Origin of the sequence: Pseudonocardia sp. Ae717_Ps2 (genome assembly GCF_001932475.1) — a bacterium.
Lineage (GTDB): Bacteria > Actinomycetota > Actinomycetes > Mycobacteriales > Pseudonocardiaceae > Pseudonocardia.
The window spans coordinates 66,540-88,295 of the sequence record NZ_MCIS01000001.1; the positions used below are offsets into that span (position 1 = coordinate 66,540).

22 protein-coding genes are annotated in these 21,756 nt (G+C 73.7%); 14 read left to right on the forward strand and 8 right to left on the reverse strand.

From position 1 onward, the window contains the following. Positions 1-28 precede the first annotated feature (28 nt). Complete coding sequence (purB, locus tag Ae717Ps2_RS00340) at positions 29-1,447, forward strand: adenylosuccinate lyase (protein ID WP_198932113.1); 1,419 nt, start codon at positions 29-31, stop codon at positions 1,445-1,447. After that, positions 1,444-2,301, forward strand: a complete 858-nt coding sequence (locus Ae717Ps2_RS00345; RefSeq protein ID WP_075308785.1) for a phosphoribosylaminoimidazolesuccinocarboxamide synthase — start codon at positions 1,444-1,446, stop codon at positions 2,299-2,301. The genes purB and Ae717Ps2_RS00345 overlap by 4 nt, the downstream gene beginning before the upstream one ends. Positions 2,302-2,381: 80 nt before the next feature. Here Ae717Ps2_RS00345 and Ae717Ps2_RS00350 read toward each other — a convergent pair whose 3' ends face one another. After that, the gene (locus Ae717Ps2_RS00350) at positions 2,382-3,332 is read right to left on the reverse strand and encodes a sugar-binding transcriptional regulator (RefSeq protein ID WP_075332872.1); all 951 of its coding nucleotides are present in this window, start codon (positions 3,330-3,332) and stop codon (positions 2,382-2,384) included. 149 nt (positions 3,333-3,481) lie between these two features. Here Ae717Ps2_RS00350 and Ae717Ps2_RS00355 point away from each other — a divergent pair, with 149 nt between their 5' ends. The 6 genes from Ae717Ps2_RS00355 to Ae717Ps2_RS00380 all read left to right on the forward strand — a co-directional run bounded on the left by Ae717Ps2_RS00355 (position 3,482) and on the right by Ae717Ps2_RS00380 (position 9,684). Continuing rightward, positions 3,482-4,573, forward strand: a complete 1,092-nt coding sequence (locus Ae717Ps2_RS00355; protein WP_075332873.1) for an alcohol dehydrogenase catalytic domain-containing protein — start codon at positions 3,482-3,484, stop codon at positions 4,571-4,573. Positions 4,574-4,581: 8 nt separating this feature from the next. Then, positions 4,582-5,901: an RbtT/DalT/CsbX family MFS transporter gene (locus Ae717Ps2_RS00360; RefSeq protein WP_075332874.1), complete on the forward strand. Its 1,320-nt coding sequence runs from the start codon at positions 4,582-4,584 to the stop codon at positions 5,899-5,901. After that, positions 5,898-7,625 carry a dihydroxyacetone kinase family protein gene (locus tag Ae717Ps2_RS00365; RefSeq protein WP_075308777.1) on the forward strand — a complete coding sequence of 576 codons (1,728 nt, stop codon included), beginning with the start codon at positions 5,898-5,900 and terminating at the stop codon, positions 7,623-7,625. Before Ae717Ps2_RS00360 ends, Ae717Ps2_RS00365 begins: the two co-directional genes overlap by 4 nt. Further along, positions 7,622-8,128, forward strand: a complete 507-nt coding sequence (locus Ae717Ps2_RS00370) for a ribose-5-phosphate isomerase (protein WP_060713574.1) — start codon at positions 7,622-7,624, stop codon at positions 8,126-8,128. The genes Ae717Ps2_RS00365 and Ae717Ps2_RS00370 overlap by 4 nt, the downstream gene beginning before the upstream one ends. Beyond that, complete coding sequence (locus tag Ae717Ps2_RS00375) at positions 8,128-8,850, forward strand: GolD/DthD family dehydrogenase (RefSeq protein WP_075308775.1); 723 nt, start codon at positions 8,128-8,130, stop codon at positions 8,848-8,850. The genes Ae717Ps2_RS00370 and Ae717Ps2_RS00375 overlap by 1 nt, the downstream gene beginning before the upstream one ends. Before the next feature lie 75 nt (positions 8,851-8,925). Then, entirely contained in the window at positions 8,926-9,684 is a 759-nt protein-coding gene (locus Ae717Ps2_RS00380) for a DUF2334 domain-containing protein (protein ID WP_233147396.1), read from the forward strand. Positions 9,685-9,761: 77 nt separating this feature from the next. Here the strand turns inward: Ae717Ps2_RS00380 and Ae717Ps2_RS00385 are convergent, their stop codons facing one another. From Ae717Ps2_RS00385 to Ae717Ps2_RS00395, 3 genes are read right to left on the reverse strand one after another with little or no spacing between them, the layout of a single operon-like run. Further along, positions 9,762-10,133, reverse strand: a complete 372-nt coding sequence (locus tag Ae717Ps2_RS00385; protein WP_020623699.1) for a VOC family protein — start codon at positions 10,131-10,133, stop codon at positions 9,762-9,764. After that, positions 10,133-10,765 (reverse strand): MBL fold metallo-hydrolase, encoded by a 633-nt coding sequence (locus tag Ae717Ps2_RS00390; RefSeq protein ID WP_075308773.1) that lies wholly within the window; start codon positions 10,763-10,765, stop codon positions 10,133-10,135. The genes Ae717Ps2_RS00385 and Ae717Ps2_RS00390 overlap by 1 nt, the downstream gene beginning before the upstream one ends. Positions 10,766-10,810: 45 nt before the next feature. After that, positions 10,811-11,815, reverse strand: a complete 1,005-nt coding sequence (locus tag Ae717Ps2_RS00395) for an NAD-dependent epimerase/dehydratase family protein (RefSeq protein ID WP_075308768.1) — start codon at positions 11,813-11,815, stop codon at positions 10,811-10,813. A gap of 60 nt (positions 11,816-11,875) precedes the next feature. Here Ae717Ps2_RS00395 and purS point away from each other — a divergent pair, with 60 nt between their 5' ends. The 6 genes from purS (at position 11,876) to purM (ending at position 18,438) form a co-directional block, all read left to right on the forward strand. Continuing rightward, positions 11,876-12,109 (forward strand): phosphoribosylformylglycinamidine synthase subunit PurS, encoded by a 234-nt coding sequence (gene purS / locus Ae717Ps2_RS00400; RefSeq protein ID WP_043278022.1) that lies wholly within the window; start codon positions 11,876-11,878, stop codon positions 12,107-12,109. Further along, positions 12,106-12,780, forward strand: coding sequence for a phosphoribosylformylglycinamidine synthase subunit PurQ (gene purQ, locus Ae717Ps2_RS00405; protein WP_075308766.1), 675 nt, complete (start codon positions 12,106-12,108; stop codon positions 12,778-12,780). Before purS ends, purQ begins: the two co-directional genes overlap by 4 nt. 166 nt (positions 12,781-12,946) lie before the next feature. Beyond that, on the forward strand, positions 12,947-15,253 hold the full coding sequence (purL, locus tag Ae717Ps2_RS00410; RefSeq protein ID WP_075308764.1) for a phosphoribosylformylglycinamidine synthase subunit PurL: 2,307 nt from the start codon (positions 12,947-12,949) through the stop codon (positions 15,251-15,253). Next, on the forward strand, positions 15,253-15,591 hold the full coding sequence (locus Ae717Ps2_RS00415; RefSeq protein WP_075308762.1) for a sterol carrier family protein: 339 nt from the start codon (positions 15,253-15,255) through the stop codon (positions 15,589-15,591). Before purL ends, Ae717Ps2_RS00415 begins: the two co-directional genes overlap by 1 nt. A gap of 119 nt (positions 15,592-15,710) precedes the next feature. Further along, positions 15,711-17,297, forward strand: coding sequence for an amidophosphoribosyltransferase (purF, locus tag Ae717Ps2_RS00420; RefSeq protein ID WP_075308760.1), 1,587 nt, complete (start codon positions 15,711-15,713; stop codon positions 17,295-17,297). A 43-nt stretch (positions 17,298-17,340) separates the two neighbouring features. After that, on the forward strand, positions 17,341-18,438 hold the full coding sequence (gene purM, locus Ae717Ps2_RS00425; RefSeq protein ID WP_020626716.1) for a phosphoribosylformylglycinamidine cyclo-ligase: 1,098 nt from the start codon (positions 17,341-17,343) through the stop codon (positions 18,436-18,438). Between the two features lie 269 nt (positions 18,439-18,707). Here the strand turns inward: purM and Ae717Ps2_RS00430 are convergent, their stop codons facing one another. The 4 genes from Ae717Ps2_RS00430 to Ae717Ps2_RS00445 all read right to left on the reverse strand — a co-directional run bounded on the left by Ae717Ps2_RS00430 (position 18,708) and on the right by Ae717Ps2_RS00445 (position 21,647). Beyond that, complete coding sequence (locus tag Ae717Ps2_RS00430) at positions 18,708-19,448, reverse strand: NUDIX domain-containing protein (protein ID WP_020626717.1); 741 nt, start codon at positions 19,446-19,448, stop codon at positions 18,708-18,710. Positions 19,449-19,642: 194 nt separating this feature from the next. Beyond that, positions 19,643-19,849, reverse strand: coding sequence for a DUF3073 domain-containing protein (locus Ae717Ps2_RS00435; RefSeq protein ID WP_043281081.1), 207 nt, complete (start codon positions 19,847-19,849; stop codon positions 19,643-19,645). Between the two features lie 221 nt (positions 19,850-20,070). Next, a complete protein-coding gene (locus Ae717Ps2_RS00440; protein ID WP_075308756.1) occupies positions 20,071-21,195 on the reverse strand; it encodes a folate-binding protein YgfZ in 1,125 nt (374 codons plus the stop codon). Further along, on the reverse strand, positions 21,192-21,647 hold the full coding sequence (locus tag Ae717Ps2_RS00445) for a Fur family transcriptional regulator (protein WP_051050347.1): 456 nt from the start codon (positions 21,645-21,647) through the stop codon (positions 21,192-21,194). The genes Ae717Ps2_RS00440 and Ae717Ps2_RS00445 overlap by 4 nt, the downstream gene beginning before the upstream one ends. Positions 21,648-21,756: the final 109 nt, after the last annotated feature.

The window sequence follows — 21,756 nt, forward strand, 5'->3', positions numbered from 1 at the left end:
CCGTGAGCAGCCATTACCATCGCGCCACGTGATTCCCAACGTGCTGGCCGCGCGCTACGCGAGCCCCGAGCTGGTCCGCCTCTGGTCTCCGGAGTACAAGATCCAGCTGGAGCGACGGCTGTGGATCGCGGTGCTGCGCGCCCAGCGCGACCTGGGCATCGAGGTGCCGGCGTCGGTGATCGACGACTACGAGGCCGTCGTCGAGCAGGTCGACCTGGATTCGATCGCCGCCCGTGAGCGCGTCACCCGGCACGACGTGAAGGCCCGCATCGAGGAGTTCAACGCCCTCGCCGGCCACGAGCACGTGCACAAGGGCATGACCAGCCGCGACCTCACCGAGAACGTCGAGCAGCTGCAGATCCGGCTGTCGCTGGAGCTCGTCGCCGACCGGACCGTCGCGGTCCTGGCGCGGCTCGGGCGTCGCGCGTCGGAGTACGCCGAGCTGGTCATGGCCGGGCGCAGCCACAACGTCGCCGCGCAGACCACCACCCTGGGCAAGCGGTTCGCCTCTGCGGCCGACGAGCTGCTCGTCGCGCACGCCCGGCTGGAGGACCTGCGCTCGCGCTACCCGCTGCGCGGGATCAAGGGCCCGATGGGCACCAGCCAGGACATGCTCGACCTCCTCGACGGCGACGCGGCCAAGCTCGACGAGCTGGAGCGGCGCGTCGCCACGCACCTCGGGTTCGCCGAGGCGTTCACGAGCGTCGGGCAGGTCTACCCGCGCTCGCTCGACCACGACGTCGTCACCGCGCTGGTGCAGCTGGCGGCGGCGCCGTCGTCGCTGGCCACGACGATCCGGCTGATGGCGGGCGCCGAGCTCGCCACCGAGGGCTTCGCCCCCGGCCAGGTCGGCTCGAGCGCCATGCCGCACAAGATGAACGCCCGTTCCGCCGAGCGCATCAACGGCCTCATGGTGATCCTGCGCGGCCTGTCGGTCATGACCGCCGACCTCGCCGGGTCCCAGTGGAACGAGGGCGACGTCTCCTGCTCGGTGGTGCGCCGCGTCGCGCTGCCGGACGCGTTCTTCGCCCTCGACGGCCTCTACGAGACCACCCTGACCGTGCTCGACGAGTTCGGCGCCTACCCGGCCGTGATCGCCCGTGAGCTCGACCGCTACCTGCCGTTCCTCACCACCACGGCGGTGCTCATGGCGGCCGTGCGGGCCGGGGTCGGCCGGGAGACCGCGCACGAGGTCATCAAGGAGCACGCGGTCGCCGTCGCGCTGGCGATGCGCGAGCAGGGCCAGGCCGACAACGACCTGCTCCAGCGCCTCGCCGGCGACGACCGGCTCGGCCTGCCCGTCGGCACGCTGGACCGGCTGCTGGAGGACCCGCTGCGCTTCACCGGTGCCGCGTCCGCGCAGGTCACCACCGTCACGGAGAAGATCGCCGCGATCACCGCGAAGCACCCCGAGGCCGCCGCCTACACCCCCGGAGGGATCCTGTGAGGCTCGTCCACTCCGGCAAGGTCCGCGAGCTCTACCTCGACGAGTCGCGCGACCCGGCCCAGCTGCTGCTCGTCGCCTCGGACCGGCTGTCGATCTACGACGTGGTGCTCCCGACGCCGGTCCCGGACAAGGGCGCGATCCTCACCGCGCTGTCGTTGTACTGGTTCGAGCGCACCGGCGACCTCGTGCCCAACCACGTCATCGGCACCGACGACATCCCCGCCGAGTTCGCCGGGCGCGCCGTCCGCTGCCGTCCGCTGGAGATGCTGCCGGTCGAGTGCATCGCCCGCGGCTACCTCACCGGCCTCGGGCTCAAGGAGTACCAGCGCACCGGGGCCGTCTCCGGCGTCACGCTGCCCGCCGGCCTGGTCGAGGGCTCGAAGCTGCCCGAGCCGATCTTCACCCCGACCACCAAGGCGCCGGTCGGCGAGCACGACGAGTTCATGACCTTCGACGACGTCGTGGCCCTGCTCGGCGCCGACACCGCGGCCCGGCTGCGGGACCTGACCCTGGAGGTCTACCGCCGCGGCGCCGAGTCCGCCGCGCAGGGCGGGATCCTCGTCGCCGACACCAAGCTGGAGTTCGGCCGGGACGCCTCCGGCGAGATCGTGCTGGGCGACGAGGTGCTCACCCCGGACTCGTCGCGGTTCTGGCCCGCCGACTCCTACGAGCCCGGTCGCGTGCAGTTCTCCTTCGACAAGCAGTACGTCCGCGACTGGTCCGCCGGTCTGGACTGGGACCGCACCGCTCCCGGCCCCGAGGTCCCCGACGACGTCGTGAAGGTCGTCCACGACCGCTACGCCGAGGTCTACCACCGGATCACCGGTACCCCCTGGACCTCACCCACCGCCTGACCCCGCGACGGACGTGGCGACCCACGCGCGGGGCACCGGGGAGGCCGCCGGCCGCCGTGGTGGCGGCGCCGAGGTGCCGGTCAGGCCGGGGGCAGGGCGTCGAGCAGGGCGCGGGCCGTCGGGGCGTCGGTGACCAAGCGGTTGAACAGGCCCGCCCTGGCCCCGCCGACGATGCTCGGCACCTTCTCCTCCCCGACGGCGACGGCGATCGTCCGCGGCACCCGGCGCAGCTGGTCCGGGGAGATCCGCACCATCCGGTCGCTGCCCGGGAAGGCGATCGGGCGTCCGTCGGCGCGGTAGAAGTTCAGGCAGACGTCGCCGACCCCGTCCTGCAGGCCCTCGTCGTCGAGCGGGACCGAGGTCGAGATCGACGCGCGGCCCGCGGGCGGGGCACCGACGCCGACCAGGGCGGCCTGGGCGCGCGTCCAGAACCCGGTGACCCGCCGGAACTCCGGGTCCTCGGCGAGCGTGCGGCTCATCGCCGGCGACGGCATGGCCTGGGTGAACAGGAAGTGCGGGCGCCCGTGTCCGCGTTCGGCGACCGACCGGACGATCTCGTTGGTCTGGTGCCACGCCTCGGGCTCGGCGACCCCGCCGACGGTCGGCACGATCTCGCAACCGGCCAGCGCGGGCAGCGCGGTGTGGCTGAGCTCCCACACGGTGCGCCCCGAGGAGACGAGCAGGACCTCGCCCGCGCGCAGTCCGGCCTCGCGCAGCGCGTCGCCGACCGGCTCGGCGAGCGACGCGCCGAGGTCGGTCGCGGTCCGCGGGGCCAGCCACACCCGGTCCAGCCCGAGCGCGGCGGCGAGCCGGGCCGCGTCGTCGCCGCCGGTCCGCAGCGTCTCCGGATCGTGCACGGTGATCTGCACGATCCCGACCCGGCGGGCCTCGGCGAGCAGCCGGGACACGGTCGGGCGCGACACCGTGAGCCGGTCGGCGATCGCGGCCTGGTTGAGCTCCTCGACGTAGTAGAGCCGTGCGGCCCGGTGCATCAGCCCCAGGTCGCGCCGGGAGAAGTCGTGCGGCGCCATCACCGTCCCCCTCCGTGGGTCGCTCCGATCGAACCCTACTGCACGTTTGTTCAAGTCGGAACCGATGTGTTGACGGATGTTCACGAGAGAACGCATGCTCACGGCCAGACGCATGCAGTAGCCCGCATGGCACCAACGGAGGTTTCGCCGTGGCAGAGAACATCCCCACCCGGATGCAGGCGGTCGTCGTGCACGGCCCCGAGGACTACCGCCTCGAGGAGGTGGACGTCCCGAAGCCCGGGGCCGGTGAGCTGCTCATGCAGGTCGAGGCCGTCGGCGTGTGCGCGAGCGACCTGAAGTGCTACCACGGCGCCGCGAAGTTCTGGGGCGACGAGAACCGCCCCGCCTGGGCCCAGACCGGCGTGACCCCGGGCCACGAGTTCGTCGGCCGGATCGTCGCCGGCGACGACGAGGGCCTCGCCCTGCACGGCGTGTCCGTCGGCGACCGCGTCGCCTGCGAGCAGATCGTCCCCTGCGAGCAGTGCCGCTACTGCCTGCGCGGCCAGTACTGGATGTGCGGCCCGCACGACATGTTCGGCTTCCGCAACTTCGACGGCGCCATGGCCCAGTACATGCTGGTCCCGACCCGCGCCAGGGTGCACCGGGTCTCGCCGGACCTGGAGCCCCAGCACGCCGCGTTCGCCGAGCCGCTGTCCTGCGCGCTGCACGCCGTCGAGCGCGCCACGATCTCCTTCGACGACGTGGTGGTCGTCGCCGGGTGCGGTCCGATCGGCCTCGGCCTGATCGCCGGCGCCCGCGCGAAGAACCCGCGCCTGCTGATCGCCCTCGACCTCGACGACGAGAAGCTGGAGCTCGGTCGCCGTACCGGTGCCGATCTCACGATCAATATCTCCCGCGAGGACGCGGTCGCCCGGGTCAAGGAGCTCACCGACGGCTACGGCGCCGACGTCTACCTGGAGGGCTCGGGCGCCGTCCCGGCCGTCGCGCAGGGGCTGAACCTGCTGCGCAAGCTCGGCACCTACGTCGAGTACTCGGTGTTCGGCTCCGAGGTCACCGTGGACTGGTCGATCATCTCCGACGACAAGGAGCTCGACGTCCGCGGCGCCCACCTCGGCCCGCACTGCTGGCCCGCCGCGATCAAGATGCTGGAGGACGGCAAGCTCCCGATCGCCGACATCTGCACCCACCAGGTGCCGCTCGCGGAGTTCCAGAAGGCCCTCGACCTGGTCGGCGACACCTCCGGTGCGTCGGTGAAGGTCTCGATCCTCCCGAACGCGTGAGGGCCGCCATGTCGACGACGACACCGCGCGAGACCTTCCTCGACCGCATCGGCATCCCGCACAGCCTGCGCTGGGGCTTCCTCGGCGTGCTGGTCTTCATGACCGGCAACGGGACCGAGTCCAACTTCATCTCCCCGCACATCGAGGCGGTGCTCGGCTCGCCCGAGGCCACCGTCGCGACGATCATCACCGGCTACAGCCTGGCTGTGCTCGTCGCCAGCTACCTCTCCGGAGCGCTCGCCGACCTGTGGGGGCCGCGCCGCGTCATGACCCTCGGTGTCGCCGTCTGGGTCGTGTTCGAGGTGCTGTTCCTGCTGAGCCTGCAGATCGGCAGCCTCCCGCTGGTCGCCGCCACCTACTTCCTGCGCGGCTTCGGCTACCCGCTGTTCGCGTTCGCCTTCCTGGTGTGGATCAACGTCGTCACGCCCTACTCGCGCAACGGCGTCGCCGTCGGCTGGTTCTACGTCATGTTCACCGGCGGCCTGCCCACGCTGGGCTCGCTCTTCGCACTCGGCATGATCCCGGCCTTCGGCGGGAGCACCGGCGGCGAGACCGCCGCGATGGTCGGCTCGACCGCGCTCGTGGTCGCCGGGTACCTGATCGCCCGCTTCGGGGTGCACGAGCCGCACGCCACGCAGCGGCTGGCGCCGGCGGGGGAGACCACCGGCCAGGTGCTGACCGCCGGGCTGCGGCTGACCGCGGCCAACCCGAAGATCCTCATGGGTTTCCTGGTGCGGCTGATCAACACCGCGCCGCAGTACGGCATGTTCATCATCCTGCCGGCGGTCATCGCGGTGGACCTCGGCTGGGGTCAGAGCCGCTGGCTGACCATGACCGTGTTCGTCTACGCGACGAACATCCTGGTCAACGCGGTGTTCGGGGCCGTCGGCGACCGGTGGGGCTGGCGTCGCACCGTGCAGTGGTTCGGCGTGTTCGGCTCCGCGGTCGGCCTGCTGCTCTGGTGGTACGTGCCGCAGCTGGTCCCGGCCGGGTCGACCTGGGGATTCTGGGTCTCGGTCGCCGCGGGCTGCGTCTTCGGCTGCCTGCTCGCCGGGTTCGTCCCGATGGGCGCGATCATGCCCGCGCTCGCACCCGACCACCAGGGCGCCGCGATGGCCATGTACACCACCGCCGCCGGTGGTGCGGCCTTCCTCGGTTCGGGTGTCGTCGCCCTGATGCTGGCGCTCGGCACCGGCAACGTCGGCGTCGTGTGGGCCTTCGTCGCCCTCTACGCCGCGGCCTTCGTGATGGTCTCGTTCCTGAACGTGCCGCAGGACGCACCCGAGCCCCGCGCCGCCGTCGCGACCCCCGTGAAGGAGACCTCGTGACCAGGATCCACGACGACCCCGCCACGTTCGCCGACGACCAGTTGGCCGGCTTCCTCGACCTCTACGCCGACCGTGTCCGAGGGGTGCACGGCGGTGTGGTCGCCCACCGTGGCGACGGCGGCCCGCAGGTCGCCGTCGTCATCGGGGGCGGCTCCGGCCACTACCCGGCGTTCTGCGGGACGGTCGGGCCGGGGATGGCACACGGCGCCGTCGTCGGCAACATCTTCACCTCGCCGTCGGCGGCCCAGGCCTACTCGGTCGCGAAGGCCGCCGACCAGGGCCGCGGCGTGGTCTTCAGCTTCGGCAACTACGCCGGTGACACGATCAACTTCGGGATCGCCGCCGACCGGCTGCGCGCCGAGGGGATCGACACCCGCGTCGTCGTGGTCACCGACGACGTCGCCTCCGCCGACGAACCGTCGCGCCGCCGCGGGATCGCGGGCGACTTCACCGTGTTCAAGGCGATGGGCGCGGCCGCCGCACGCGGTGCCGACCTCGACGAGGTCGAGCGCATCGGGAACCGGGCGAACGCCGCGACCCGCACGCTCGGCGTCGCGTTCTCGGGCTGCACGATGCCCGGCGAGGACGAGCCGCTGTTTACCGTCCCGGACGGTCACCTCGGTCTCGGCCTGGGCATCCACGGTGAGCCCGGCATCCGCGACGTCCCGATGCTGCCCGCCCGCGAGCTGGCGGAGCTGCTGGTCGACGACGTGCTGAAGCACGCGCCCGCGGGAGCGCCCGGCCGGGTCGGGGCGATCCTCAACGGGCTGGGCACCACCAAGTACGAGGAGCTGTTCCTGCTGTGGCGCCACGTCGCGCCGCGGCTGCGCGACGCCGGGTACGCGATCGTCGACCCGGAGGTCGGCGAGCTCGTGACCAGCCTCGACATGGGCGGCTGCTCGCTCACCCTGATGTGGCTCGACGACGAGCTGGAGCCGCTCTGGCGGGCGGACGCCTACACCCCCGCCTACCGCAAGTCCGCGGCCCCGGTGGCGGCGCTGCGCGAGCCGACCGCCGACGAGCTCGCCGAGGCCGACGCCGTCGTCACCGCACCCGCCGCGAGCGGGGCGGCCCGCGGGCTCGCCGGCACCGTGCGCACCGCACTGGCGGCGGTGGAGTCGACGATCCGCTCCCACGAGCACGAACTCGGCCGCATCGACGCCGTCGCGGGCGACGGCGACCACGGCCGCGGCATGCTCAAGGGCATCACCGCCGCCACCGCCCGGGTCGGCGAGCTCGGCGACGACGTCGGCGGCGGCTGGGCGCTCCAGCAGGCGGGACAGGCCTGGGCCGAGCGCGCCGGCGGCACCTCGGGGGTGTTGTGGGGCGCCGCGCTCGAGGCGTTCGGGCGGCACCTCGGCGACACCGCCGACGGCTACCCGGCCGCGACCGTCGTCGCCGGGACCCGGGAGTTCGCGACGACGATCCAGCAGCTGGGCGGGGCGCAGGCGGGGGACAAGACCCTGCTCGACGCGCTGCTGCCCTTCGTCGACGAGCTGGAGCGCCGGGTCGGTGCCGGCGAGGACCTGGCCGGCGCGTGGACGGCCGCCGCCGCGACCGCGACCGGCGCCGCCGCCGAGACCGCCGACCTGAGGCCACGGATCGGACGGGCCCGCCCGCTGGCCGAGAAGAGCGTGGGCACACCCGACGCCGGGGCGACCAGCCTCGGCCTGATCGTCACGGCCGTCGCCGACGTCCTGACGTCGCAGGAGGAGCAGACGTGAGCGAGAAGCTGCGCATCGTGGTGGGCGCCGACGACGCCGGCTACGACTACAAGGAGAAGCTGAAGGCCGATCTGGAGGCCGACGACCGCGTCGCCGAGGTGGTCGACATCGGCGTCGGCGCGGACGGGCACACCGCCTACCCGCACATCGGCGTCGCCGCGGCCCGCCGGATCGCGGACGGGGAGTCCGACCGTGGCCTGCTCATCTGCGGGACCGGGCTGGGCGTGGCGATCTCGGCGAACAAGGTGCCGGGGGTTCGTGCGGTCACCGCGCACGACCCGTTCTCCGTGGAGCGCTCGGTGAAGTCCAACAACGCGCAGGTCCTCTGCATGGGCCAGCGCGTGGTCGGCATCGAGCTCGCGCGCACGCTCGTCGACGGCTGGCTCGACCACCGGTTCGACCCGGCGAGCGCGTCGGCGGAGAAGGTCGCCGCGCTCGACTCCTACGACCGGCGCGACGGCGAGCGCCTCGCCGAGGCGGAGACCGTCGGGACGGACTGCTGATGTTCGACCTCACCGGGTCGGTCGCGCTCGTCACCGGGGCCGCGTCGGGGATCGGCGCCGAGGTGGTCCGGGCGCTCGCCGGGCAGGGCGCGGTGGTCGCCGCCGCGGACCTGCGCACCGACGGAGTCCCGGACGTCCGCGCGTCGACCCACGTCGTCGACGTCGCGGACCCCGACGCCGCGGCGGCCTGCGTCGACGAGGTCGTCGCCCGGCACGGCCGGGTCGACGTGCTGGTCAACTCGGCCGGGATCGCGCGCCTCGCCCCCGCCCTGGAGCTGGGGATCGACGACTGGCGCCGCACCCTGGACGTGAACCTCACCGGGTCCTGGCTGATGGCCCGCGCCGCGGGCCGGGTCATGGTCGGGCAGGGGTACGGGCGGATCGTGAACCTCGCCTCGCAGGCGGCGAGCAGCGGGCTGGAGCAGCACGCGGCCTACTGCGCGTCCAAGGCTGGGATCAACGGGCTCACCCGCACCCTCGCCGTCGAGTGGGGGCCGCACGGGGTGACGGTGAACGCCGTCTCGCCGACGGTCGTGCTCACCGACCTGGGCCGCGCGGCGTGGGACAACCCGGCCGGGGACGCGCACCGCGCCGAGATCCCGGCGCGCCGCTTCGCCGAGCCGTCGGAGGTCGCCGCGGCCGTCGTCTACCTGGCCTCGGCCGAGGCCGCCATGGTCAACGGGGCCGAGCTGCGGGTCGACGGCGGGTTCACGGCCCGCTGAGAACGCCCGCCGATCGTCGTCCGCGCGATCCGGCGGCTCCACCCGGGGTTCATCTCGGTCGGGTCGGATGGGGCCATGAGCACGCTGCTGGTCTCGCTGTCCGGCCTGACCGACTCCGACGACGCCGACCGCGCCCGCGCCGCCGCGTTCGCCGCGGAGCTGGACCGGCGCGGCGTGCCGCTGACCCATCTCGTGCAGCCCAAGGGTCCTGAAGGACCGCTGCGCCGCGGCGACGACCTGGTCCGCTGGATCGCCGGCCGCGTCCGAGCCGGGGACGACCTGCTCCTGCACGGCTTCGACCACACGAGCGACCCGGTGGGGGCCTGGCAGAACGGCACCGTCCCGCGGATCGGGCGGCGCACCGAGTTCGGCGCGCTGCCCCGGCACGAGGCGGGCCTGCGGCTGACCGGTGCCCGGCGCATCCTGCTCGCGACCGGGCTGTCCACCGACGGCTTCGCCCCGCCCGGCTGGATGGCCTCCGAGGGCACCCTCGACGCGCTCGCCGACCTCGGCTTCGGCCTGTGCGCCGACGAGACGACCGTCCGCGCGACCGGCGGTCCGGTGCTGCGCTCGCGGGTGCTCACCTTCCGCTCGTCCGAGCCCTGGCGGGGCGAGCGCCGTGCGGGGGAACGCCGTCGCGGACGGGCGCTGGAGCAGCAGGCCGTGCGTACCGCCGAGCGCGGAGGGCTCGTCCGGCTCGCGCTGCGGGCCAAGGACCTGCGCCGCGAGCACCGCGTCGAGGCCGCGCTGGCCGCCGTCGACGCGGCGCGCGGAGCGGGCGCCGTCGGCGCCGTGCACCGCACGCTGTTCCGCGCCGCGGCCCCGGCAGCCTAGGAGCTCCCCGGCGATCGGCCCGGTTGTCCACAGTGTGTGTTCCCCTGTGGACAACCGGTGCCACCTGTGGACAGGTGTCAGGTCCGCCGCTCGCCGAGCACGCAGAACTCGTTGCCCTCGGGGTCGGCGAGCACCGTCCAGGACACCTCGTCGGCCGGGACGCGGTGTTGGCCGACGTCGACCCGGGTCGCGCCCAGCATGAGCAACCGGGCGACCTCGGAGTCGCGCACGCCGTCCGGTCGCAGATCGATGTGCAGCCGGTTCTTGGTCCGTTTGCCCTCCGCGACCGGCACGAAGATCAGCCCGGGGGTGACACCCGCGGCCGGCTGGATCTCGAACTCCGCCGCCGAGGCGTTCGCCACCGTCCAGTCCAGGGCCTCGGCCCACCAGCGGCCGAGCCGGATCGGGTCCCGGGCGTCGACGACGACCTGCTCCCACTGCAGCGCCATCAGACGGTGATCGCCTTCTCCCGGTCGGGGACCAGGAGCGTGGTGGCGTCGGGACCCAGGTTGTCGAAGAACCGGTAGTGCAGCGCCGGGTTCGCGAGGGTGCCCTCGTGGATCGGGACGACCGTGCGCGGCGCGACCGCCCGCAGGTAGTCGACGGCCTCGGACACCTTCAACCACGGCGCGCCGGTCGGGAGCAGCAGCGTCGCCAGCTCCTCGACGCCCGGCGGGACGTAGGCGTCGCCGGGGTGCAGGAGCGCGCCGTCGACGAGGTAGCCGTTGTTCGCCACCAGCGGGATGTCCGGGTGGATCTGCGCATGGTCCCCGGACCCGACGACGGTCACCTCGGCGCCACCGAGGGCCAGCACGTCGCCGGGGGCGGCGGTGCGGGCGTCGATGCCGTCCAGCTGCTCGGCGGTCTGGCCGTCGGTGACCAGGGCGGCGTCGGGGTTGGCGCGCAGCAGTGTGCGCAGCGCGTCGGCGTCGACGTGGTCGAAGTGCTGGTGGGTGACCAGGATCGCGTCCAGGCCGTCGAGGGCCTCGAAGCCGGTGGAGAACGTGCCCGGGTCGAACAGGAGCCTGGCCGACCCGGTGTCGACCAGGACGCAGGCGTGGCCGTAGTGCGTCAGGTGCATGGGACCAGCATGCCCGGTCGGGGGGTGGGTGGCACGTCGCTCCGCTCAGCCGAGCGCTCGCAGCACGGCCCGTTCCTCGGCGTCGGTGAGCCCGGCCCGGCGCTCCCGACCGGCGCCGAGCCCACGGTCCCACGCCAGCGCGGCGCGGGCGGTGTCGGCGAGCGGGCGGGGGGTCAGGCCCGCGGCGAGCGTCGTGGTGACGTCCCGGTCGACCATGCCCCAGAGCTCTTCCGGCAGCCGGAGCGGCAACGACCGCGGGCCGGCCCAGATCCCCACGCCCTGCTCCGCCAGCGTCGGTTCCGGGATCCGGACGAGCTCCAGGTCGTCGGCGCCCACGGCGGCGGCGGTCTCGGCGAGCACCCGGTCCAGGGTGGACCGCGGGCCGGCGCCGTCGTGGGTGCCGGTGGTGCCGTCGGCCGCGCAGGCCACGATCCAGGCCGCGAGGTCGTCGACGTCGACGAGCTGCATCGGCTGGGCGGGCACGTCCGGGACGACCACCCGGCCCCCACGGGCGAACCGGTCCGCCCAGTAGCCGTAGCGGTCGGACAGGTCGCCGTGCCCGCACATCAGGCCGCCGCGCACCACGTGCGCCCGGTCGCCGGCCCGTTCCCGCACGGCCTGCTCGCTCGCGACCTTCGCGGCGCCGTAGACGTCCGGGTCCCGCTTCGCGAGCTCCTCGTCGGGCCGGCCGTGCAGCGGTGCCAGGGTCGGCTGCGCCACGGTCCCGCCGCGCAGCGACAGGTCGGCGTAGGCGTTGACCGAGGAGACGAAGGTCCAGTGCCCGAACCGGCCGTGCAGCGCGTCGAGGGCGTCGCGGACCCACGGCGCCGACATCGTCGCGACGTCCACGACGGCGTCGAACGTGCGCCCGTGCAGCGCCGCGGCCAGCGCCCCGGGCCGGGACCGGTCGGCGATCACCGCCTCCGCGCCGTCCGGTGGCGCCCCGGAGACACCACGGGACACGCAGGTCACCGCGTGCCCCGCGGCGAGCGCCGCCGCGGCGACCGCGCGGGAGAGGAACACCGTGCCACCCAGGACGAGGATCCGCATGGGCCGATGGTGAGGGCACGCACGTCGAGCCGTCGCCCCTGTTCACCGTAGGCTGACCCCGTGGCCAGAGTGGTGGTGGACGTGATGCCCAAGCCCGAGATCCTCGACGTGCAGGGTCAGGCCGTGACCCGGGCGCTCGCTCGGATCGGTGTGTCCGGGGTGAGCGGGGTGCGGCAGGGCAAGCACTTCGAGCTGGAGGTCTCCGACGGCGTCGACGACGAGACCCTGCACCGGCTCGCCGGTTCGCTGCTGGCGAACCCGGTGATCGAGGACTGGACGGTGACCCGGCTGTGAGCACCCGCGTCGGTGTGATCACCTTCCCGGGGACCCTCGACGACGCCGACGCCGCCCGCGCGGTCCGCCGCGCCGGCGCCGAGGCCGTCCCGCTGTGGCACGGCGACCACGACCTGCAGGGTGTGGACGCCGTCGTCGTGCCGGGTGGGTTCTCCTACGGCGACTACCTGCGCGCCGGGGCGATCGCGAGCCTGGCGCCGATCATGACCGAGGTCGTGGCGGGCGCCGGGCGCGGTCTGCCGGTGCTCGGCATCTGCAACGGCTTCCAGATCCTCTGCGAGGCACACCTGCTCCCGGGCGCGCTCGTCGCGAACGCCGGGCTGCACTTCCTGTGCCGGGATCTCGAGCTGACCGTGGAGAACGCGCAGACCGCGTGGACCGGCGACTACACCGCGGGGGACCGGCTGACGATCCCGCTGAAGTCGCAGGAGGGGCGCTACGTCGCCGACGCCGCGACCCTCGACGAGCTGGAGGGCGAGGGCCGCGTGGTGTTCCGCTACAGCGAGCCCGCCCCCAACGGCTCGACGCGTGACATCGCCGGCATCACCAACCCGGCGGGCAACGTCGTCGGCCTCATGCCGCACCCGGAGCACGCGACCAGCGGGCTGACCGGCCCGTCCGCCGACGGCCTCGGCCTGTTCACCTCGGTGCTGGCCCGGGCCACCGCCTGACCCGGCGCCCGACCCACCGTCGACGCACGGCCCGGCCGGTGGTCCCCGCGGACCACCGGCCGTCTCCGTCTCCGACCCCTCCCGGGGCCCGCTGTGGGGAACCCCGCCTGTGGGCCCCGGCACCGTGCCGGGACGTGGACCGGGGCGGTCCGTCTACCCTGGCCCCGTGACGCAGTCCCAGGTGCCGGTCGATTCCGTCAAGCACGCCGAGGCCACTCCGGAGCAGCCGCAGCCCTTCCGGGAGCTGGGGCTCAAGGACGACGAGTACGCCCGCATCCGGGAGATCCTCGGCCGCCGGCCCACCGACGCCGAGCTCGCGATGTACTCGGTGATGTGGAGCGAGCACTGCTCCTACAAGTCCTCCAAGGTCCACCTGCGCTACTTCGGTGAGACCACCACCGAACAGATGCGCTCGACGATGCTCGCCGGGATCGGCGAGAACGCGGGTGTCGTGTCCGTCGGCGACGGCTGGGCGGTCACCTTCAAGGTCGAGTCGCACAACCACCCGTCCTACGTCGAGCCCTACCAGGGCGCGGCGACCGGTGTCGGCGGCATCGTCCGCGACATCATGGCGATGGGCGCGCGCCCGATCGCCGTCGGCGACCCGCTGCGCTTCGGCCCGCTCGACGCCGACGACACCGGCCGGGTGCTGCCCGGCATCGTCGCCGGGGTCGGCGGCTACGGGAACTGCCTCGGTCTGCCGAACGTCGCGGGCGAGGTCGTCTTCGACCCGTCCTACGCGGGGAACCCGCTGGTCAACGCGCTGTGCGTGGGCGCGTTGAAGACCGAGGACCTGCACCTCGCGTTCGCCTCCGGCACCGGCAACAAGATCATTCTGTTCGGGGCGACGACCGGGCTGGACGGCATCGGCGGTGTCTCGGTGCTGGCGTCGGAGACCTTCGACGCCGAGAGCGGCGGCACCGGGCGCAAGAAGCTCCCGAGCGTCCAGGTCGGCGACCCGTTCACCGAGAAGGTCCTCATCGAGTGCTGCCTGGAGCTGTTCGCGGCCGGGCTGGTCGTCGGCATCCAGGACCTCGGTGGTGCCGGGCTGTCGTGTGCGACCTCCGAGCTCGCCTCCGCCGGCGACGGCGGCATGCACGTCGACCTCGACGCCGTTCCGCTGCGTGCCACCGGCATGACCGCCGCCGAGATCCTCTCCTCGGAGTCCCAGGAGCGGATGTGCGCGGTCGTGACCCCGGAGAACGTCGAGGCCTTCCTCGCCGTCTGCCGCAAGTGGGACACCATCGCCACCGTGATCGGCGAGGTCACCGACGGCGACCGCCTGGTGATCACCTCCCAGGGGGAGACCGTCGTCGACGTGCCGCCGCGCACCGTCGCCCACGAGGGCCCGGTCTACACCCGCCCGGTCGCCCGGGACGACGCGAAGCAGGACGCGCTGAACGCGGACTCGCCGGAGGCGCTGCCCCGCCCGGAGACCCCGTCCGAGCTGCGCGCGGAGATCCTGCGGATGGCCGCCGCGCCGAACCTCGCGTCGCGGGCCTGGGTCACCGACCAGTACGACCGCTACGTGCGCGGCAACACCGTCGCCGCGCACGGCGCCGACTCCGGGGTCGTGCAGGTCGACGAGTCCACCGGCCGCGGCATCGCCGTCGCGACCGACTGCAACTCCCGCTTCGTCGCGCTCGACCCGTACGTCGGCGCGCAGCTCGCGCTGGCCGAGGCCTACCGCAACGTCGCGACCTCCGGCGCCGTCCCGCTCGCCGTCACCGACTGCCTGAACTTCGGCTCGCCGGAGGACCCGCACGTCATGTGGCAGTTCGAGCAGGCCGTGCGCGGCCTCGCCGACGGCTGCGCGGTGCTGGGCACCCCGGTCACCGGCGGCAACGTGAGCTTCTACAACCAGACCGGGACGACGGCGATCCTGCCGACCCCGGTCGTCGGCGTGCTCGGCGTGATCGACGACGTCACCACCGCGGTCCGGTCCGGGTTCGCCGGTGCCGACGGCGACACGGTCGTCCTGCTCGGCACCACCACCGCCGAGTTCGGCGGGTCGGAGTGGGCGCACGAGGTGCACGGGCACCTCGGCGGACGGCCGCCCGCCGTGGACCTGGAGCACGAACGGCGCCTCGCGCAGCTCCTGGCGGCCGCGGCCGCGGACCGGGCCCTGACCGGAAGCCACGACCTGTCCGACGGCGGCCTGGCCCAGGGTCTGGTCGAGGCCGCACTCGCCGGGGGCCGGGGCGCCCGCGTCGACCTGGCCGGGGTGCACGAGGACTCCTTCACCGCGCTGTTCGCCGAGTCCGCCGGACGGGTGCTGGTCACCGTTCCCGCCGCCGGGGCCGACGCGTTCCTCGTCCGCGCCGCCGAGGCCGGTGTTCCTGCGCTGCGGCTCGGCGAGACCGGCGGCGACGTCCTCGACCTGGGCGACGCCGTCGGCGCGGTGCCGCTCGACGAGCTGCGCACCGCCTGGGAGGGCACCCTCCCCGCGCGGTTCGGCGCCGTCTCGGTCTGATGTCCGACCTCCTCGCGGACTGGGTCGACCGGGACGTCGAGCCGGAGCGGGCGGTGCGCAAGGCCGCGGTCAGGGAGTCACTGGACGAGCTGGCCCGGCGTGCCCCCGGCCGCAGCGTCGAGGTGCGGGTCCCGCCGTTCGGTGCGGTGCAGTGCGTCGAGGGGCCGCGGCACACCCGCGGCACCCCGCCGAACGTCGTCGAGGCCGATCCGCGGACCTGGATCGCGCTCGCCATCGGCCGCCTGAGCTGGGACGACGCCGTCGCCACCGGGCGGGTGTCCGCGTCGGGGTCGCGGGCGGGGGAGATCGCCTCGTTCCTGCCGCTGCGCACGCCGTGACCGGACGGGAGCGGTGTGCGACGCCGACGTGACCCCTGTCCCCGTACCTGGGGATGGGTGATCTCGGGGCGTACAGTCGTGCCCTGGTCCCGGTACGCCGCCAGCCGAGGAGCGCCGCGTTGAGTTCCGTCCGGAACGAGCACGTCAGCCCTGAACGAACCCTCTCCCTCACCCCTGTCGCCCCCCCCGCCCCCGAGCCCGACGAGTCAGGACCCCGCGAGGAGTGCGGTGTGTTCGGCGTCTGGGCCCCCGGCGAGGACGTCGCGAAGATGACCTACTACGGCCTCTACGCGCTGCAGCACCGCGGCCAGGAGGCCGCCGGCATCGCCGTGTCCGACGGCCGTCGCACCGTGGTGTTCAAGGACCTCGGCCTGGTCAGCCAGGTGTTCGACGAGCAGACGCTGTCCTCGCTGCGCGGGCACCTCGCCGTCGGGCACTGCCGCTATTCGACGACCGGCGCGACGACCTGGGAGAACGCCCAGCCGACGTTCCGGACCACCGCCGCGGGCTCGGGCCTCGCGCTGGGCCACAACGGCAACCTCGTCAACACCGCCGAGCTGCGCGACGCCGTCGCGAAGCTGGAGAACCGCAAGCGGTCCGGGCTGCGCGCGACCACCGACTCCGACCTGCTCACCGAGCTGCTCGCCGCGGGCGCGGCGGACCTCGGCGTCTACGAGGCCGCGATGCGGCTGCTGCCGCGGCTGCGCGGCGCGTTCTCGCTGACCTTCGCCGACGAGAACACCCTCTACGCCGCCCGTGACTCCCACGGCGTCCGCCCGCTGGTGCTGGGCCGCCTGGAGCGGGGCTGGGTCGTCGCGTCGGAGACGGCGGCGCTGGACATCGTCGGTGCCTCCTTCGTCCGCGAGGTCGAGCCGGGCGAGCTCATCGCGATCGACTCCGACGGCATCCGCAGCCAGCGCTTCGCCGCCCCGGAGCCGAAGGGCTGCGTGTTCGAGTACGTCTACCTGGCGCGCCCGGACACCACCATCGCCGGCCGCTCGGTCTACGACACCCGGGTCGAGATCGGCCGCCGGCTCGCCGAGGAGCACCCGGTCGAGGCCGACCTGGTCATCCCGGTCCCGGAGTCCGGCACCCCGGCCGCGATCGGCTACGCCCAGGGCTCCGGCATCCCCTACGGCCAGGGCCTGGTGAAGAACGCCTACGTCGGGAGGACCTTCATCCAGCCCAGCCAGACCATCCGCCAGCTCGGCATCCGGCTGAAGCTGAACCCGCTGCGCAACGTCATCCGCGGCAAGCGCCTGGTCGTCGTCGACGACTCGATCGTCCGCGGCAACACCCAGCGCGCGCTGGTGCGGATGCTGCGCGAGGCCGGCGCGCTCGAGGTGCACGTGCGGATCGCCTCGCCGCCGGTGCGCTGGCCCTGCTTCTACGGCATCGACTTCGCCAGCCGGGCCGAGCTCATCGCCAACGGCGCCGACACCGAGGGCGTCCGACGCTCGATCGGCTCGGACAGCCTCGGCTACGTCTCGGTCGACCAGATGGTCGCCGCCTCCGAGCAGCCACGCTCGCGGCTGTGCTGCGCCTGCTTCGACGGGGAGTACCCGATCCCGCTGCCGGAGGAGGCCCAGCTCGGCAAGCACCTGCTGGAGGACGTCCCGGAGCCGACGGCGTCCGGTGCGGCCTCTGGCGATCCGGGGCCGTTGTCCGTCGGATACGGTGCCGGGGAAGCGCTGACCCGCCCGTAGCGGCACCCGATCACGACCCCGCCCCGACCTGGAGAGACCACGCATGCCCTCGACCGAGCCCGGCCCCGCCAGCTACGCCTCCGCGGGGGTGGACATCGATGCGGGGGAGCAGGCGGTCGAACGTTTTCGTCCGTTCGCCGAGAAGGCGACCCGGCCCGAGGTGCGCGGCGGCATCGGCGGGTTCGCGGGCCTGTTCGCGGCGAAGTTCGGCAAGTACTCCGAGCCGGTGCTGGCCGCCTCGACCGACGGCGTCGGCACCAAGGTCGCGATCGCGCAGGCGATGGACAAGCACGACACCATCGGTCAGGACCTCGTCGCGATGGTCGTCGACGACCTGGTGGTCTGCGGGGCCGAGCCGCTGTTCCTGCAGGACTACATCGCCATCGGCAAGATCGTCCCCGACAAGGTGGCGACACTCGTGCGCGGCATCGCGGAGGGCTGCCAGACCGCGGGCTGCGCGCTGCTCGGCGGCGAGACCGCCGAGCACCCCGGCCTGATGGAGGAGGGCGCCTACGACCTCTCCGCGACCGGTGTCGGTGTCGTCGACGCCGAGAAGATGCTGCGACCCGAGCGGGTCCGCCCCGGCGACGTGCTGGTCGCGCTCGGCTCCTCCGGGCTGCACTCCAACGGATACTCTCTGGCCCGTCACGTGCTGCTCGACATCGCCCGGCTGCCGCTGGCCGGTGAGCTGGAGGAGTTCGACCACTCCCTCGGCGAGGAGCTGCTCGTTCCGACCCGGATCTACGCCAAGGACTGCCTGGCGATCACCGCCGAGACCGGCGTGCGGACGTTCTCCCACATCACCGGCGGCGGGCTGGCCCGCAACCTGGAGCGGGTGCTGCCCGACGGTCTCGCCGCCACCGTGGAACGCGGCTCCTGGACGCCGGCGCCGATCTTCAAGCTGATCCAGTCCCGCGGCCGCGTCGAGCGTGCGGAGATGGAGAAGACGTTCAACATGGGCGTCGGGATGGTCGCGGTGCTCCCGCCCGAGGACGTCGACCGCGCCCTGGCCGTCCTCACCGCGCGGCACGTGCCCGCCTGGATCCTGGGCGAGGTCGGCCGGATCGGCGACGTCGACGGTGCCGGTTCCGGCGAGCTCGGCGCCCGGGTGCAGCTGCGCGGGGAGCACCCCCGCTTCTGAGCGGCCCGTGCCGCCCGGTTCCGCCGGGGCCGGCAGTCCGGTGCGCTCGGTTCCGGTTCGGTGCCCGGCTCCGCGGCGCGTCCCTCCGCCATCCGGCGCGCTCCTCGTACCGTCAGCGTCGCGGCGTCGTCCCGGCCGCCGGCCGGGGACGGTCTCCGCGTGGGAGTCGCTTACCCGGTAAGCGAATTCGGCGCAGGGGGTGTCGCCGGCGCTCGGTCGGGCGTGGCTCAGCCGGGCGGCGACCCGGTCCGGGTCTCCTCGACCGTGCGCTACGCCGGTCCCGGCGGCGACGCCGCGTCCTGCGCGGTCGGTCGGTTCCCGGCGCGGTGCGACTCGCGCAGCATCGGGGGGTGCAGTGCGGTCGCCGGACCCCGGCGGAACAACCGGGGCGGACGCCCGCGGCCACCGGTGACCAGCGTCGTCGTCGGCACGAGGAAGCCGTCGGTGGAGGTCACCTTGCGCTGGAAGTTGCGCGGGTCGAGGGAGGTCTCCCAGACGGCCTCGTAGACCCGGCGCAGGTCGGTCACCGTGAACTCGTCCGGACAGAACGACACGGCGAGCGTCGTGTACTCGAGCTTCGACTTCGCCCGCTCCACACCGTCGGCGAGGATGCGCTGGTGGTCGAACGCCAGCTGCGGCACGTCGTCGACGGCACACCACGCGGATGCGGTGGCCCCGCCGCCCGGCGTCGGCTCCGGCATGTCCGGAAGGAGCGCGAGGTAGCCGACGGACAGGACCCGGCCGCGAGGATCGCGGTCGGGGGCGGCGTAGCTCGCCAGCTGCTCGAGGTGCCCGCAGACGGCGTTGCCGGTGTCGGTCCCGGTCTCCTCGTCCAACCGCCGACTGGCGGTGTGGACCAGATCCTCCTCAGGGCGCACGAAACCACCGGGCAGCGCCCAGTGCCCGAGGAACGGGGGCTCGCCCCGTTCGATGAGCAGCACGTGCAGGCGGTCCGACCGTACGGTCAGCACGACCAGGTTGACGGCGACCGCGAACAGGTTGCCGCGCATCTGCTGAACACCTCGGACGTGACGGGACCGGTGACCACGCCTCCCACGGGAGACAGGTCGTGATCTTGCCCTATCCGAGCGGCCAGGGGAAACCGGCCGGTGCGACCGGTCCGGCGAGCGGGCTCACCGGGTCGGCACGTGCCACGGCGCCCGGACCGTCGCAACACGACGGGGGCCGGGCGCCGAAGTGGCCGTCAACGCCGAGGGTCGTCGTCCTCGTCGTTGTACTTGGCGGCGAGGTCGTCGTACTCGCCGTAGTCGTCCTCGCGGCTGTCCGTCGTCGTCACCGCCGTCGCACTACCGATCTCCCGCTGCAAGGCGTCGAGATCCATAGAAGGGGAGCTGTACTTGAGCTCACGGGCCACCTTCGTCTGCTTGGCCTTGGCTCGTCCACGCCCCATGGCAGGTCCCCCTTACAACAGGGAAGGGGCGGCCGGTCATTGCGCACGACCCGGCGGCCCCTCTCGTCTCATCAATGTCGTGGGACCAACCGTACCCTGCTCACCCCGGAACATGCGACGCGGCACCGCCGTCGTCACAGGCGGACCCGGGCGCGGACCGGTGCGGGACACCCGGGTGTTCACCCGGTGGCCGTCCCACGGTGGTCCGGCCGGGCCGCGCGTCACCCCCGGCGCGCGGCGCCGCCCGTCCGTTCCCGGGCGGCACGGCCCGGCGGCGGGGTGTCCGGGTCCGGCTCGTAGGAGTCCGGGTCGATCGTGGCCGGGGAGACCCGGTCGTCGACGCCCGCGGTCAGCTCGGCGTCGACCGGGACCGACCGCTTGAGCAGCGCGAGCGCCACCGGGCCCAGCTCGTGGTGCTGGACGACCGTGCCCACCCGGCCGACCGTGCGGCCGTCGCGCACCACCGGGTCGCCGGTGCGGGGCAGGTCCTCGTCGCCCGCGTCGAGCATCAGCAGCACCGTGCGCCGCGGGGGGCGGCCCAGGTTCGCCACCCGGGCGACGGTCTCCTGCCCCCGGTAGCAGCCCTTGGTGAGGTGCACGGCGGAGCCGATCCAGCCGACCTCGTGCGGGATGGTGCGGTCGTCGGTGTCGCGGTGCAGGCGCGGCGCGCGCGACTCCACCCGCAGCGCCTCGAACGCGATCGTCCCGGCGGCCCGCGCCCCGGCGGCGGTGAGGTCCGCCCAGCGGGTGTCCTTCGTGCCGCGGGGGACGACGACGTCCGCCGCGTCCCGGCCCGGCCACGGCATCCGTCGCACGAACCCGCCGTCCGGCAGGGCCGCGACGCCGTTCGGCGCATCGGGCACCGGGAGCCCGGCCGCGGCGAGCACGGCGGGGGTCTCGGGGCCGACGACGGACAGCACGGCCAGCTCGGCGGTGACGTCGCGCGGCTCGACCTTCGACCAGAAGACCATCTTGGACAGGTAGTCGAGCAGGGCGGCGCCCTCACCGGGCTCGGTGTCGAGCCAGACCGTGTCCGCCGACGACGCGACGGCCATGTGGTGCAGCACCCGGCCCTGCGCGTCGAGCACCAGGGCCTCGGTGCCGGTGCCGGGCGGCAGCTCGCTGACGTGCTGGGTGAGCAGCAGGTGCAGCCAAGACAGCCGCTCCTCGCCGGTCACCGCCAGCACCTCGCGGTGCCCGCGGTCGACGACGGCCGCCGAGCGGGCCATCGCCCGCTGCTCGGCCGGCGGGTCGCCGTGGTGCGCGGCGACGGCGTCGTCCGGGTCGGGGGTCGAGCCTTCGGCGTCGGTGGTGTCCGGGGTCTGCTCGGATCCGGGAACGGTCACCGGTCTCCCTCCGCGCCCTCGGGGGGCGCCGTGTCGTCCTGCTGGGGGGCTCCTTCGGCGGAGTCCTCTTCTGTGGAGTCCTCGTCGTCGTGCGCACAGTCGACACACGTGCCGGACAGGGCCACGTGCGTCGCGTCCAGGCGGAATCCCAGGTCGGCGAGCGTGCGACTCGCCACATCGGAGAGCAGCTCGGTCGGCGCCTCGTCCACCCGGCCGCAGTGGTGGCAGACGAGGTGGACGTGGCGGTGCTGGTGCTCGGAGTAGGTCGGCGCCCCGTGCCCGAGATGGGCGTGCCGGACGACGCCGAGCTCCTCGAGCAGGTCCAGCGTCCGGTACACGGTCGTGATGTTCACCGCCGGTGCCGTCGCCTGGACCCGGGTGCACACCTGCTCGGGTGTCGCGTGCCCCAGCTCCCTGACCGCGTCCAGCACGAGCTGGCGTTGAGGGGTCATCCGGAGCCCACGCCGGTGCAACGTGCCCTTCAGTGTGCTGTCCACACCGCCGATGGTATTCGGTGTGGCCCGGTAGGATCGGGTCACGAGGGCGGTGACCGAACATCGT